Annotated in this window: 11 protein-coding genes; 10 read left to right on the top strand and 1 reads right to left on the bottom strand. The window is 41.4% G+C overall.

Translation table 11 applies throughout. The annotated features are described in order from the left end of the window. A partial coding sequence (locus HT708_RS08970; RefSeq protein WP_172926276.1) for a GH92 family glycosyl hydrolase occupies positions 1 to 2,101 on the bottom strand: 2,101 nt, incomplete at its 3' end. 170 nt (positions 2,102 to 2,271) lie between these two features. Here HT708_RS08970 and HT708_RS08975 point away from each other — a divergent pair. The 10 genes from HT708_RS08975 to HT708_RS09020 form a co-directional block, all read left to right on the top strand. Continuing rightward, complete coding sequence (locus HT708_RS08975) at positions 2,272 to 3,552, top strand: glycoside hydrolase family 125 protein (RefSeq protein WP_172926277.1); 1,281 nt, start codon at positions 2,272 to 2,274, stop codon at positions 3,550 to 3,552. A 90-nt stretch (positions 3,553 to 3,642) separates the two neighbouring features. Beyond that, positions 3,643 to 6,288, top strand: coding sequence for an alpha-mannosidase (locus HT708_RS08980; protein WP_172926278.1), 2,646 nt, complete (start codon positions 3,643 to 3,645; stop codon positions 6,286 to 6,288). Between the two features lie 83 nt (positions 6,289 to 6,371). Beyond that, positions 6,372 to 7,241 carry an ROK family protein gene (locus tag HT708_RS08985; RefSeq protein WP_172926281.1) on the top strand — a complete coding sequence of 290 codons (870 nt, stop codon included), beginning with the start codon at positions 6,372 to 6,374 and terminating at the stop codon, positions 7,239 to 7,241. Beyond that, on the top strand, positions 7,235 to 9,115 hold the full coding sequence (locus tag HT708_RS08990) for a beta-N-acetylhexosaminidase (protein WP_172926279.1): 1,881 nt from the start codon (positions 7,235 to 7,237) through the stop codon (positions 9,113 to 9,115). Before HT708_RS08985 ends, HT708_RS08990 begins: the two co-directional genes overlap by 7 nt. 299 nt (positions 9,116 to 9,414) lie before the next feature. Then, positions 9,415 to 9,741, top strand: a complete 327-nt coding sequence (locus HT708_RS08995) for a hypothetical protein (protein WP_345889804.1) — start codon at positions 9,415 to 9,417, stop codon at positions 9,739 to 9,741. A 769-nt stretch (positions 9,742 to 10,510) separates the two neighbouring features. After that, complete coding sequence (locus HT708_RS09000; protein ID WP_230554378.1) at positions 10,511 to 10,924, top strand: hypothetical protein; 414 nt, start codon at positions 10,511 to 10,513, stop codon at positions 10,922 to 10,924. A gap of 419 nt (positions 10,925 to 11,343) precedes the next feature. After that, positions 11,344 to 11,811 carry a hypothetical protein gene (locus tag HT708_RS09005; protein ID WP_240156210.1) on the top strand — a complete coding sequence of 156 codons (468 nt, stop codon included), beginning with the start codon at positions 11,344 to 11,346 and terminating at the stop codon, positions 11,809 to 11,811. A 14-nt stretch (positions 11,812 to 11,825) separates the two neighbouring features. After that, positions 11,826 to 12,170 (top strand): hypothetical protein, encoded by a 345-nt coding sequence (locus tag HT708_RS09010; RefSeq protein WP_000055345.1) that lies wholly within the window; start codon positions 11,826 to 11,828, stop codon positions 12,168 to 12,170. Further along, entirely contained in the window at positions 12,170 to 12,604 is a 435-nt protein-coding gene (locus HT708_RS09015) for a protein-export chaperone SecB (RefSeq protein WP_000096818.1), read from the top strand. Before HT708_RS09010 ends, HT708_RS09015 begins: the two co-directional genes overlap by 1 nt. 558 nt (positions 12,605 to 13,162) lie before the next feature. Beyond that, positions 13,163 to 15,237, top strand: a 2,075-nt coding sequence (locus tag HT708_RS09020; RefSeq protein ID WP_172926280.1) for a YSIRK-type signal peptide-containing protein, incomplete at its 3' end; no start/stop codon positions are given.

A 15,237-nucleotide genomic window follows, 5' to 3' on the forward strand; every position in this document is an offset into this window, starting at 1 on the left:
TCGTTATTGGGCGGTTACGCTGGCTTGGTAACCAGCTGAGGGTGAAAGTTAGCTGATCAGCTTTTAGGAGGTCTTGGTGTTGAATAGTTGATACTAGGTTTTTGTCCAGTCGGCATTCTTTGACAAAGTTGAAGTGGCTGTGGTTTTGCTCAGTATGAATATCTAGCCATTTACCTTCTTTAGCTAGGTAGATACGGAGGTGATTAAAGAGAGGGATTCCGAGATCATAGCTTGGTTTTCCTGGACAGGTCGGATAAAGTCCGAGAGCTGACCAGATGTACCAAGCTGAGAGACTGCCATTGTCTTCATCGCCAGGATAGGCTTGCCAACTTGGGTGAAAGGCCTTCTGACGGAGCGTCTTGATAAGAAGGGCAGTGTAGTCAGGGTAATCGCTGTAGCGGAAGAGATAAGGAATGTGGAAACTAGGCTGGTTGGAAATGGCTATTTGTCCAAAAGGAGCAGTAGCCATCTCGCTCATTTCGTGAATTTCGTAACCATAGCCTGTTGTTTCAAAGAGGGGAGCATCTTGACAGGCTTTCAAAAGATAGTTGCTAAAGGTTTCTTTTCCACCCATCAGTTGGATTAAGCCAGGGATGTCGTGGAGAACGCCTAAAGTAGCTTGAATGGCAGAGCATTCAGCGTAGTCTCGCCCCCAACTATAAGGAGAGAAGTCAGGGTGAAAGTTTCCTTGATTGTCTCGTGCTCGCATGTAACCTGTCTCAGCGTCAAATAGCTGGCGGTAATTTTGTGAAGCAGCCTTGTAGGTTTCAGCGATTTCTATGTTCTCTAGTTTTTTGGCACAGCTGGCGATACAAAAGTCACTATAGGCATAGTCTAGAGTATGGCTAACACTTTCATGGTGGTCGGTAGAGAGGTAACCTAGTTCTTGGTATTGGGCTAGTCCGTGGCGGCCATTGATGCCGAGAGGGTCGGCTTTGCTGGCTGTTTCGAGCATGGCTTGGAAGAGTTCTCCTTCTAGGTCGGGGGCCATGTCCTTACAGGCGCTATCTGCGATAATGCCGTCTAAAAGGGTACCGGGCATCATGCCACGTTCATCTGGAGACAACCATTTTGGAAGGAAACCAGTATCGCGGTAGTTATTGAGAAATCCTTCTAAAAAGAGACGATAATGCTCTGGTATGACAAGGGCAAAGAGGGGGAAGGTGGTGCGGAAGGTATCCCAGAAGCCATTGTTGCTAAAGAGGACACCGGGCTTGACAGATCCAGTAGTCAGATCCTTGTGGATGACTTGCCCTGACTCATCAACCTCATAAAAAGTCTGAGGAAAGAGGAAGAGTCTGTAGAGGCAGTGGTCAAAGAAGGTTCGGTCAGCCTCCCCTGTCTCTATAACGTCAAAACGATGGAGGAGATTTTCCCAATCCGCTTGGGCACTTGATTTACAGTTATCAAAATCTTCTTGAGGTAGATTAAGCAGTGCTTGAGAAGGCGAGATGAAAGAAGTGGCTAGCTGAATCTCAGCATGACTACTTGCTAAGTCAATTCGCCAGTCTCCCCCTTCTTGGCTAACAGCAAGAATATCCGTATTCATTTGCAGGGCAGTGAATAGTTTTAGTGGATTTTTGTTGGTTTCAGTTTTACCTTCTTGTCGTAGGGCAAGAGTTCGCTTATCTACTTGCTCCACGGTCAGTTCATCTGCTGCGTGAAGATAGAGGGAGAGGGCTTTGCCTTGCTTTTGCTCCAAACGAATAGAAGCACCGTAGCAAGTCGGTGTGAGCTGGGTTTCAATCTGATAGCGCAGGGAGAAAATTTTCAGATAATGGGGTTGGAAAGAGGCCTTATCCATATCATAAGAAGACTGACGATGGAAGAGACTGTCTCTACCTAGTTGACCGGTGACAGGTGTCAGGAGGAGCCAAGAGTAGTCGCCAATCCAAGGGCTGGGCTGGTGGGTTAATCGAATCCCCTGAAAGATAGGCAGATGCGGATCGAAAAACCAAGCTCCCTCCTGGTCACTGGTCTGGGGAACAAAGTAATTCATCCCAAAAGGCACGCCTGTGTATGGCAGGGTATTTCCCCGAGAAAAGGCATGCTTGCTGGCAGTTCCAAATCGGGTATCGATGGTTTCAAGTAGTGGTTTCATAGTCTTTCCTTTAGCTGTTTTTCTACATTATATCAGAAAAAGAGGGCCTTTAGAAAAGGAGTTTCAAAGATAACTATTTTGTAGAAAAATGACTATCATTTGTGTATGTATTTTCTGCCTCAAAAGCTATATACTGAAAATGAAACTTGTTTGAAAGAGGATACTGCACGATGATTTATTCAAAAGAAATTGTTAGAGAATGGCTAGATGAAGTGGCAGAGCGGGCTAAGGACCATCCAGAGTGGGTGGATGTTTTCGAGCGTTGCTACACCGACACCTTGGACAATACGGTTGAAATCCTTGAAGATGGTTCAACCTTTGTGCTCACAGGAGATATTCCTGCTATGTGGCTTCGGGATTCGACAGCTCAACTCAGACCCTACCTGCATGTGGCTAAAAGAGATTCGCTCCTGCGTCAGACCATTGCAGGTTTGGTCAAACGTCAGATGACCTTGGTACTCAAGGATCCTTATGCCAATTCCTTTAACATTGAGGAAAACTGGAAGGGTCACCACGAGACTGACCACACCGACCTTAATGGCTGGATTTGGGAACGCAAGTATGAGGTGGACTCGCTTTGCTATCCTTTGCAGTTGGCTTATCTTCTCTGGAAAGAGACTGGCGAGACTAGTCAGTTTGATGAGATTTTTGTCGCAGCGACTAAGGAAATTCTTCATCTGTGGACGGTGGAACAAGACCACAAGAACTCTCCTTATCGTTTTGTTCGTGATACCGATCGTAAGGAAGACACCTTGGTAAATGATGGCTTTGGACCTGATTTTGCAGTGACAGGCATGACTTGGTCAGCCTTTCGTCCGAGTGATGATTGCTGCCAGTATAGTTACTTGATTCCGTCCAATATGTTTGCAGTTGTTGTTTTAGGGTATGTGCAAGAAATCTTTGCAGCATTAAACCTAGCTGATAGCCAGAGTGTTATCACAGACGCTAAGCGTCTTCAGGCTGAAATCCAAGAAGGAATTGAAAACTACGCCTACACAAGCAACAGCAAGGGCGAAAAGATTTATGCCTTTGAAGTGGATGGTCTAGGAAATGCTAGCATCATGGATGATCCAAACGTACCAAGTTTGTTGGCTGCACCTTATCTGGGCTACTGCGACATTGACGACGAAGTCTATCAAGCAACTCGTCGTACCATTTTGAGCCCTGAAAATCCATATTTCTACCAAGGAGAATACGCTAGTGGCCTCGGCAGTTCTCATACCTTCTATCGCTATATCTGGCCAATCGCCCTTTCTATCCAAGGCCTGACAACAAGAGATAAGACAGAGAAGAAATTCTTGCTGGATCAGCTGGTTGCTTGCGATGGTGGTACAGGTGTCATGCACGAAAGCTTCCACGTGGATGACCCAACTCTCTACTCTCGTGAATGGTTCTCTTGGGCCAACATGATGTTCTGTGAATTGGTCTTGGATTACCTAGATATTCGCTAAGGAACATGCTTTAGCGCAACTGATTCTTGTCAGAATCACAAGTTTACATTTAAAACATTAAAAATTTAATTTAGAATGAGGTTTTACTTCATGGAAAATGTTGTTGTACATATTATCTCACATAGTCACTGGGACCGTGAGTGGTACTTGCCTTTTGAAAGCCACCGTATGCAGTTGGTGGAATTATTTGACAATCTCTTTGATCTCTTTGAAAATGACCCTGAGTTCAAGAGCTTCCACTTGGATGGTCAAACCATTGTCCTTGATGACTACTTGGAGATTCGCCCTGAAAATCGCGATAAAGTCCAACGTTACATTGACGAGGGCAAGCTTAAAATTGGTCCCTTTTACATCTTGCAGGATGACTACTTGATTTCAAGTGAAGCCAATGTCCGTAATACTCTTATCGGTCAGCAGGAGGCTGCAAAATGGGGCAAATCTACTCAGATTGGTTACTTCCCAGATACCTTTGGAAATATGGGACAAGCGCCTCAAATTCTTCAAAAATCAGGCATTCACGTGGCAGCCTTTGGGCGTGGTGTGAAGCCGATTGGATTTGATAACCAAGTTCTCGAAGATGAGCAGTTTACATCCCAGTTTTCAGAAATGTACTGGCAGGGTGCGGATGGTAGTCGTGTCCTCGGTATCCTCTTTGCCAACTGGTACAGTAACGGGAATGAAATTCCAGTTGATAAAGACGAGGCCTTGACCTTCTGGGAACAAAAACTGGCAGACGTGCGTGGCTACGCTTCGACCAACCAGTGGTTGATGATGAACGGCTGTGACCACCAGCCTGTACAGAAAAATCTGAGCGAAGCCATTCGTGTGGCAAATGAACTCTTCCCGGATGTAATCTTTGTTCATAGTTCTTTTGATGAATATGTTCAAGCTGTGGAAGGTGCGCTTCCTGAACACTTATCAACGGTGACAGGCGAGTTGACCAGTCAGGAAACAGACGGCTGGTACACACTTGCCAACACTTCTTCATCTCGTATTTATCTCAAACAAGCCTTCCAAGAAAATAGCAACCTCCTAGAGCAAGTTGTAGAACCCTTGACAATTATCACTGGGGGTCATAACCACAAGGACCAGTTGACCTATGCTTGGAAAACTCTTTTGCAGAATGCGCCGCATGATAGTATCTGTGGCTGTAGCGTGGACGAAGTTCACCGTGAGATGGAAACTCGTTTTGCCAAGGTTAACCAAGTCGGAACCTTTGTTAAGACCAATCTTCTCAACGAGTGGAAGGGCAAAATTGCAACTCACGAAGCTCAAAGTGACTATCTCTTTACGGTTATTAACACAGGCCTGCATGATAAGGTCGATACTGTCAGCACAGTGATTGATGTTGCGACTTGTGATTTTAAGGAATTGCACCCAACAGAAGGTTACAAGAAGATGGCTGCCTTAACCTTGCCAAGTTATCGTGTGGAGGACTTGGATGGGCGTCCTGTAGAGGCTACAATCGAAGACCTTGGGGCTAATTTTGAGTACGATTTACCAAAAGACAAGTTCCGCCAAGCTCGTATTGCTCGACAAGTGCGCGTGACCATTCCAGTTCACCTAGCGCCGCTTTCTTGGACAACCTTCCAATTGCTGGAAGGAGAGCAAGAACACCGTGAGGGTATTTACCAAAACGGAGTGATTGATACGCCATTTGTAACGGTGAGTGTGGATGACAACATCACAGTCTATGACAAGACAACTCACGAAGCCTATGAAGATTTTATCTGCTTCGAAGACCGTGGTGACATCGGAAACGAGTATATTTACTTCCAACCAAAAGGAACAGAGCCAATCTATGCAGAGCTTAAGGGCTACGAGGTCTTGGAAAACACAGCTCGCTACGCTAAGATTTTGCTCAAACATGAATTGACTGTGCCTGTCAGTGCCGATGAAAAGCTAGAAGAAGAACAAAAAGGTATCATCGAGTTCATGAAGCGTGAGGCTGGACGTTCAGAAGAATTGACAAGCATTCCTCTGGAAACTGAGTTGATTGTCTTCGTTGACAATCCACAAATCCGTTGCAAGACTCGCTTTACCAACACTGCCAAGGATCACCGTATCCGTCTCTTGGTCAAGACTCATAACACGCGTCCAAGCAATGATTCTGAAAGCATCTATGAGGTGGTGACACGACCAAACAAACCAGCAGCTTCATGGGAAAATCCTGAAAATCCTCAACACCAACAAGCCTTTGTTAGTCTGTATGACGATGAAAAAGGTGTGACTGTATCCAACAAGGGATTGAATGAATACGAAATCCTTGGAGACGACACCATTGCAGTGACTATTTTGCGTGCATCAGGTGAGCTAGGTGACTGGGGTTACTTCCCAACACCAGAAGCACAATGCTTACGTGAGTTTGAAGTTGAGTTTGCGCTTGAGTGCCACCAAGCCCAAGAACGCTTCTCAGCCTATCGTCGTGCTAAAGTCTTGCAGACACCATTTACCAGCCTTCAGCTTGCTAGACAGGAAGGAAGCGTGGCTGCGACTGGTAGCCTCTTGAGCCATTCCGTTCTCAGCATACCGCAAATCTGCCCAACAGCCTTTAAGGTAGCTGAAAATGAAGAAGGCTATGTTCTCCGTTACTATAATATGAGTCAAGAAAATGTGCGCATATCAGAACATCAACAAACCATTCTTGACTTACTTGAGCGACCATATCCAGTTCATTCAGGACTATTGGCTCCACAAGAGATTCGTACAGAATTTATCAAAAAAGAAGAAATTTAATTTCAAAAAGTAAACATCAAAAGAAAGGAGGGGCGAAAAAGTAAGAACTAACTGCTGATTCGCCCCTTTTTATGGTAAAAACAATGACCATTGCAACGATTGATATCGGAGGGACTGGGATTAAGTTTGCCAGTCTGACTCCTGATGGGAAAATACTGGATAAGACAAGTATTTCAACGCCTGAAAACTTGGAGGATTTACTAGCGTGGCTAGATCAACGCTTGTCAGAACAGGATTACAGTGGGATTGCTATGAGCGTTCCAGGCGCGGTCAATCAAGAGACAGGTGTGATTGATGGCTTCAGTGCAGTACCCTACATTCACGGATTTTCTTGGTATGAGGCGCTTAGCTCTTATCAGATTCCTATCCATCTGGAAAATGATGCTAACTGCGTTGGACTCAGTGAATTACTGGCTCATCCAGAACTTGAAAATGCAGCCTGTGTCGTGATTGGGACAGGGATTGGAGGAGCTATGATTATCAATGGCCGACTGCACCGAGGTCGCCACGGTCTGGGTGGAGAATTTGGCTATATGACTACCCTTGCCCCTGCTGAAAAGCTCAACAACTGGTCGCAACTAGCATCAACTGGGAATATGGTACGCTACGTGATTGAAAAATCTGGTCAGACTGACTGGGACGGTCGCAAGATTTACCAAGAGGCCGAAGCAGGAAATGCCCTTTGCCAAGAAGCTATTGAGCGCATGAACCGTAATCTGGCGCAAGGTTTGCTTAATATCCAGTATCTGATCGATCCAGATGTCATCAGTCTGGGAGGCTCTATCAGCCAAAATCCAGATTTTATCCAAGGTGTCAAGGAAGCTGTTGAAGACTTTGTCGATACCTACGAAGAATACACGGTCGCACCCGTTATCCAAGCCTGCACCTATCATGCAGATGCTAATCTCTACGGTGCCCTTGTCAACTGGCTACAGGAGGAAAACCAATGGTAAGATTTACAGGACTTAGTTCCAAACAAGTGCAAGCTATTGAAGTATTAAAAAATCACATTTCTCTGCCAGATGTTGAAGTGGCTGTCACTCAGTCTGACCAAGCCTCTATCTCTATCAAGGGTGAGGGTGGACACTATCAACTAACCTACCGCAAACCCCACCAACTTTATCGTGCCTTGTCCTTGTTGGTAACAGCTCTAGCAGAAGGTGACAAAGTAGGGATTGAGGAGCAGGCGGCTTATGAAGATTTAGCCTACATGGCTGACTGTTCTCGAAATGCAGTGCTGAATGTGGCTTCTGCCAAGCAGATGATTGAGGTCTTGGCTCTCATGGGCTACTCAACCTTTGAGCTTTACATGGAAGATACCTACCAGATTGAAGGGCAGCCTTACTTTGGCTATTTCCGTGGAGCCTACTCAGCTGAGGAATTGAAGGAAATCGAAACCTATGCCCAGCAGTTTGACATGACCTTTGTGCCATGTATCCAGACCTTGGCTCACTTGTCAGCCTTCGTCAAATGGGGTGTCAAAGAAGTCCAGGAGCTCCGTGATGTAGAGGACATTCTTCTTATCGGCGAAGAAAAGGTTTATGACCTGATTGATGGCATGTTTGCTACTCTATCTAAACTACAAACTCGCAAGGTCAATATCGGGATGGACGAAGCCCACTTGGTTGGCTTGGGACGTTACTTGATATTGAACGGTGTTGTGGATCGTAGTCTTCTCATGTGCCAACACTTGGAGCGCGTGCTGGATATTGCTGACAAATATGGTTTCCACTGCCAAATGTGGAGCGATATGTTCTTTAAACTTATGTCAGCAGATGGCCAGTACGACCGTGATGTGGAAATTCCAGAGGAAACGCGTGTCTACCTAGACCGTCTCAAAGACCGAGTGACTTTGGTTTACTGGGACTATTATCAGGATAGCGAGGAAAAATACAATCGCAACTTCCGTAATCACCACAAGATTAGCCATGACCTTGCATTTGCAGGCGGTGCTTGGAAGTGGATTGGTTTCACACCCAACAACCATTTCAGCCGTCTAGTGGCTATCGAGGCCAATAAAGCCTGCCGTGCCAATGACATCAAAGAAGTCATCGTGACGGGTTGGGGGGACAATGGTGGGGAAACTGCCCAATTCGCTGTCCTACCAAGTTTGCAAATCTGGGCAGAACTCAGCTACCGCAATGACCTAGACCGTTTGTCTGATCATTTCAAGACTAATACAGGTCTATCAGTTGAGGATTTCATGCAGATTGACCTAGCCAACCTTTTACCAGACCTACCAGGAAATCTCAGTGGTATCAATCCCAACCGCTATGTCTTTTATCAGGATGTTCTTTGTCCCATTCTTGACCGACACATGACACCTGAACAGGACAAACCACACTTTGCTCAGGCAGCTGAGACCCTTGCTGACATTAAAGAAAAAGCAGGAAATTATGCTTACCTCTTTGAAACTCAGGCCCAGTTGAATGCCATTTTAAGTAGCAAAGTAGATGTGGGACGGCGCATTCGTCAAGCCTATCAAGCGAATGATAAGGAAAGTCTGCAAGAAATCGCAAGACAAGAATTACCAGAACTCAGAAGCCAAATTGAACACTTCCATGCCCTCTTTAGCCACCAATGGCTGAAAGAAAACAAGGTCTTTGGTTTGGATACAGTTGACATCCGCATGGGCGGACTCTTGCAACGCATCAAGCGAGCAGAAAGCCGCATCGAGGCTTACCTGGCTGGTCAGCTTGACCTCATCGATGAGCTGGAAGTGGAAATTCTGCCATTTAACGACTTCTACGCAGACAAGGACTTCGCAGCCACAACAGCCAACCAGTGGCATACTATTGCGACAGCTTCAACGATTTATACGACATAAAAAACAAGAACACCTTGCCTGGCGCAGGGTGTTTCGCGTGAAACAGAAGAATTATCTAGTTTCAAATGCCACAGTTAGACAAACTTATGATAAAATAGCAGAAAGGGAATGTTTCCTAAGAGCAATTCTATCGATTAGCAATTGGAGGTATTGTGGTACACTTAAAATTAGTAAAACAAGAAATAGAAGCTGAAAAGCCAGCATCTGTAGAAGCCTGGGTCATTTTCGTCAAATTTTAAAAAGGTTGCTACCGACATATACAAATTCCAAAAACAAAAACGTTAGCAGAACTAGAAGATGTGATTTTATGGAGTTTTGATTTTGCAAATGATCATGCTCATGCATTTTTCATGGATAATGTTGCGTGGAGTCATGCAGATTCTTACTTTCTTAGCTTTGTTAGTGACGATGTTGAAGAACGTTACACAGAAAATGTCTATCTGGATATCCTAAGTGTCAAACAAAAATTTAAGTTTATTTTCGACTTCGGTGATGAATGGCGTTTTGAATGCCAAGTGCTGAGAGAAATCGAGGCGGAAGACGAAGAAGCTTATCTCGTACGTTCGGTTGGAACGCCGCCAGAACAATATCCAGATTATGATGGTTTTGACTATGAAGAATGGTAAAATTGATTGTTAAACAATCTAAAAAACAATTGGAATCAGTCTGTGTAGGCTTAGTATTTCAATTGTTTTTTTGTGATGGTTTCAGATAAGAGAGTTTTTTAATACTCAATGAAAATCAAAGAGCAAACTAGGAAGCTAGCTGTAGGTTGCTCAAAACACTGTTTTGAGGTTTCAGATGGAAGCTGAGGAGGTTTGAAGAGATTTTCGAAGAGTATAAATTTGTTGAGGGTGTAGCTAATACGTATCAAGTCTGGTAGATTGAGAAAACTTGACAAAAAATTAGATAGTGCTAGAATAACATTAACGAAAGACATTTGAGGGCAGAAAGGTTCCTGCCACACCTTGCAAAAGGGTATCTGAGATGCTGGGTACACCGACCAGCCAAAGGGTCCGTTATTTCAAAGGAGGGGCTTAAATGCTCCTTTTTTATTTAAAAATTTCAAAATAGATTACACTCACCGCAGGCTTAGGCTTGCGTTTTTTTGTTTGACAAAATTAAAAAAATGTGTAAGAATAAGTAGAATTGAAAACAGGAAAACTCACCTCCTTTCGATTCGTCTAGCCTTTTCGTGAGGCAATGAGGGGGCGGAGAGACGCGCTCGTCAACAGAAGTATCTCATTGGAAATGTTGCTCACTTTTTAGTGAGCTTTTTATCTAGGGAATAGAAATGAAAAGCAAAAAGTTAAAATTAGGTCAAATTGATTTAAAATGTGCAAGGATTACGACCTTATTCAAGCGATGGACTATGACTTTAAGACGAAGGAAGTAATGAATAAAGGAAGGGGATTTGCGGTAACTGTTGTCAAAATACAGGGGCTAACTTTCTTGATTCCATTTAGAAGTTATATTCCTAAAAAGTATCAGTTGAAGTATAAGCTTCGAAATTCAGCAAAAGAAGGGTATGTTGAAGGATTAGATATTGGTAAAACCTTGATTTTAGAAGATGAAAGTTATTTGCTAAATACTACTTTTCGACTTCGAAAAATCGAAGATTATTATAAAGTAATGGACAATGATAGAGCTATAATTAATAAGTTAGTGAAAGCTATTATAGACTATAACCGTGCTTTAGAAATGAACGATAGAAACAAACTTGAAGATCCTAAACGCTTTAAATTCTCAACATTCCAGAATTATTCTACTAGATTAAGAGTCATAACAGAAAAAGACTATTTAGAATAGATAATGTTTTTGCAGGTTCTGGCTTGCATTTCTATTTTGCAAAAACACGCATTTTGAACGATTAGAACCAGAAATTACAATCCTATTCTTCAAAAAAGAGTTTTCTTGAAGAATGGAAAAAGCCCGATTTTATGGGGTTTTAATTCTGATAAAATCCGATAATTTCGGTATGATAAGGTGAGGTAGTTATTGTCTTAATGCTCAGTTCCGTTCTGGAAATCGCTAGAATGTTTTCAAAAAATCCCGTAATAGTTGAATTATCTAAGCTTTAACAGTATAATCAAGTTAGTAGCTTCATCAGGAAGTTCTATGCTACAATATAGTGGGTGGCACGGCACCATCAATAAAAGATTCTATCTGCTGGTTTTTCTTATGAGAAATATAAACCTGGTATTCATAAACAGAGACATCCGAACGACTTGGGTAATGGTATTTACTTTTTTCTACCTTTTGACAAAGATACTGGTAAAACGATTGCTTCTGCTTATGTCGCAAAGTATAAGTCATTTGAACTAAGCAAACCTGGGGTTAGGCCTGAGTTAATTCATGCTAAAATCACCCTAAAATCTATAGATAAGATTTTTATTTTAGATAACCCAAAAAACCAAAGGTTATTAGAGGAATATCGACAAGCGGCATCTATTCAAATTGAACGTGAGATTGCAGGTATTTCAGGTAGCGGAGCCAAAAATAGAGCTACTCTTCTTAACCAAAATCAAGGATTAATTATTGAACTGTTGCTTGATTTAGCGTCTCAGCATGGGAAGAATTATGAAGCCGTGCAGTCTAAAACATATACAGATATTCCATTTTTATCAGTAATTAACGGAAAGAACGGAGAGGAAATTTGTATCCGTGATTTAAATTGTATTACAAACATTTTATAAATAAGGAGGCTTTTATGAGTTTATTGTCAAACTTTTTAGGAACTGAAGAATTTTCTTTGATGGATTCTCCAATGTTCCAAGAATTAGTTGAAAATATTAAGGCCAACAAAATTTATTCAGTAAACAATGAATTTGATTATGATTTGAATATATCAGGAAGTCTTAAAAAATATAAAGATGAAATCCATTTTACTCCTCAATTAAATAATCAAAAAGAGTTTGATGATTTGAATTCTGTAACTAAAGTAAATGCAATGCCTAAATATAATATAAAAAACAAGAAGTCATGTTTTTCATATTTACCAATAGATTCTGAAAACTTAATTACAACAAAAGAAAATAGTGAGGTGGCAGCTTAATGTCCTCTTTACAATTTAAAGATTACTTTTTAAATGAAGTATCGTATCGAAGAAATCCTAGTTTTGACCAAACAAATAGTACTATTAATTTACAGCCTGAATTGTCTGCACAGATTTTAATAAGAAAATCTGAAAACCTTGCTTATGTTAACTTGATAACAAAGCAAGGAAATATAGATTCAGATGATTCTGCTTTTGAGCTTATTGTAGATATTGTTGGAGAATTTTCATTTATATATGACGAGACAGAATTTGATATTGATTTTGAAACTTTTCTTAAAGAGAATGGTTTAGCAATTCTTTGGTCCTATATTCGGCCTATCGTATCTGATATGATTACTCGGGGTAATGAGTTCCCCAACTTCATATTGCCTGTCGTTAACATTAAAAAAATGCTTGAAGACAAAGATTCTATCAAGTTAACATACGAATAAAAACAGTGTATATATTTTTCAAAGCTCCAATGAAATGCTTTCACATTTAAAAGGTATTCGGAGAACTATAAATCAAAATTGTGATAAAAATAAATAGGACCAAAGAGTTTTGTATGATAGTAGTGCAATTTGAAACTCTAGCTGTTTCTCGAGCTTATCGTTCTTGAACTATAAAATATTTCTAAAAAACTGATAGAATCATATATTTTAATAATATACGAAGAATAACGCTGATTTTTCAAGCGTTTTTTCTTTTAAAACAGCTAGCAGGTGGTGAAGTGAAAAGCTTGACGATCAAGTCAAACAATGTTGGTTTCAGCTTGCCGTATATATGTTGAGGCTGGGTAAAAAACAATTTCAGGAGAAAATGAAGTCAATATTTCCACGATAAGATACATGATATCAAGCTTAGTTCATAATGTTTGATTTATAAAAAGAAAGAGAGTATAATGAGTTAAACCTACCTAAAGTATGCTCAAATATTTTAGGGGGGGGCTTTTTATTTGCCCTTCCATTATATATTAACCGATAATTATCGGAAAAGGAGCAAAATGATATATGTTTTATAAAGGTAATGAAGATAGAGAAAAGCGCTTGCGGTTTTCGATTCGTAAGGTTAGTTTTGGAGCTGCTAGTGTTGCAGTAGCAGCCTTGTTCATGTTTCCAGGAAATGGGACAGTGTCTGCCACAGAGCAAGGTGTAACCCCAACTAATGAGGGAAGACAAGGCTCACCACTGAAAGAGCCAGATGTCCAGAATGGAACCTACGGGGCGACTCCAGTAGTCAGTCAGTTGGATGGAAATTCTGGTACTAGTGAGGCTTCCGCTCCGAAAGGTCAAGAAGAAACAAGTACTCCAACATCTACTGATGCAAGCGCACCATCAGTGGAATCACCTACTGTCTCAAAAGAACAAGAAGAAACATCTACTACTGCTTCAGCAACAGAAGAAAAGTCAGCAGAGAAAAATACTGAGGTGCCATCTACAGAAGCAAATAGCGTAGAAAATAAAGAACAAGCAAGAGTAAAAACTGAAGAGACATCTACTACATCAGCAGCAACAACAGAAAGCAAGAAAACAAAATCACGTAAAAAACGTGATATAAGTGCCACTCCAGATGCAGATGTTGCAACGGATGACCCATCGGCAAACCAGACTTACACAGCACCAAGCGCTGATGCTAGTGTGAATCAGCTTGCTAAAGCTTTACAGGATTTGCCTGATAAGGTAGAAAATAACGACAAGCTTTCTAAGAATATGGATAATCTTGGAGCGTCTAAAAACGTTTCTGCTGGACAAGTATTAGAGATAGATGAGTTTGGTGGCTGGAAAGCTGTAGGTGAGAATGGTAAGTTCGTTATTGCGAGAAAAACAGCTGATGGAGTTTTCCCATTAGAGACAATCAACTCTACCTTAGATGATACTGTTTGGTTAACAGAGCAAGCTTTTGATAGAACTAGTGACTACACATTATTATTATCGAAAAGTAGAACTAGGGCGAATATGACTGATGTAGTAGCTGATGGAAGTACCTATAGAGAACTGGGTGAAGGTACTGGAATTACTAAGAATGTAGTAAATTTCCAAGGGATTGAGAAAGTATTCAAAGCTTATTCTACAGAGCTTGGCACTAATGTTGTAGTGAAATTTAAAACAGGTTATGCTGGAGATTCTGAAGGTAAGAAGGCGAATTATAAGGTAGAAGTTTTCAGCATAGCTGGAACTACTGAAACTAAAGTGTATGAGACTACTTTTGATCCACAAAAAAATTCCAAGGATAACGATAAGGTAGTAACCAAGGCGAGTGATGGAACTAATAACTCTGGAATTAGAATTTCAACTACGTCGAATGGTTTCGTGCGAGGACAAACTAAGACTCGTCAAAATTTTATAGGTAAGGAAGCGGCTGAGAAGAAAATTGCTGAACCAGGAAATGTTCCGAATGGTACTCCAGGAACATTTACAAGTAGAAATATTGAGTTGCCAAAAGGTGTTGAAAAATATAAAGTAAGAATTAGCCTAGCAAATCAAAATGAAACAGGGATGAGTTATCAGGCTTGGGATCTCAAGTATTCTTTACCTATTACAGGAGTAGATTTCACTATCACACAAGACACGAATAAAGTAGCTAAAAGCTTATTACAACGTGTTTATGATAAATTGAAAGAAACAGAAGAGGCTGATACCAAAGGTAAGACAGAAACAACTATCAATGCTTATAAAGCTCAGTTAGAAAAAGTAAAAAACTTATTAGAAGGTAATTTGAAAGCCACTCAAGATTATAAAAAGCTTGTAACTGATGTATTAATGGAAAAAGCAGCTCTAAGAACTGATAAGTCTGGTTTAACTACTTCCAAGCAGACTATAACAAATTTGATAGATGAAACACCTGAACCAACAAGTGGGAAAACACCAAGTTCTGTAAGGGCGTATACAGCTGCAAAAGAAGAAGCGAAAAAAGCCCAAGTAGCAGCCCAGTCAGTGTTAGATAAAGATAACCCTCCGTCTGATGAAGTGGAATTAGCAATTTCCAAGTTAAATGAGAAAATAGCGGAACTAAAATTAGCACGATCTGAACTAGTCACAGCAGCGACTGATGATCAAAAAGCTGAACTATCCAAAGTTGATGAAAC

Source organism: Streptococcus sp. 3613 (assembly GCF_013277375.1).
Taxonomy (GTDB): domain Bacteria; phylum Bacillota; class Bacilli; order Lactobacillales; family Streptococcaceae; genus Streptococcus; species Streptococcus pseudopneumoniae.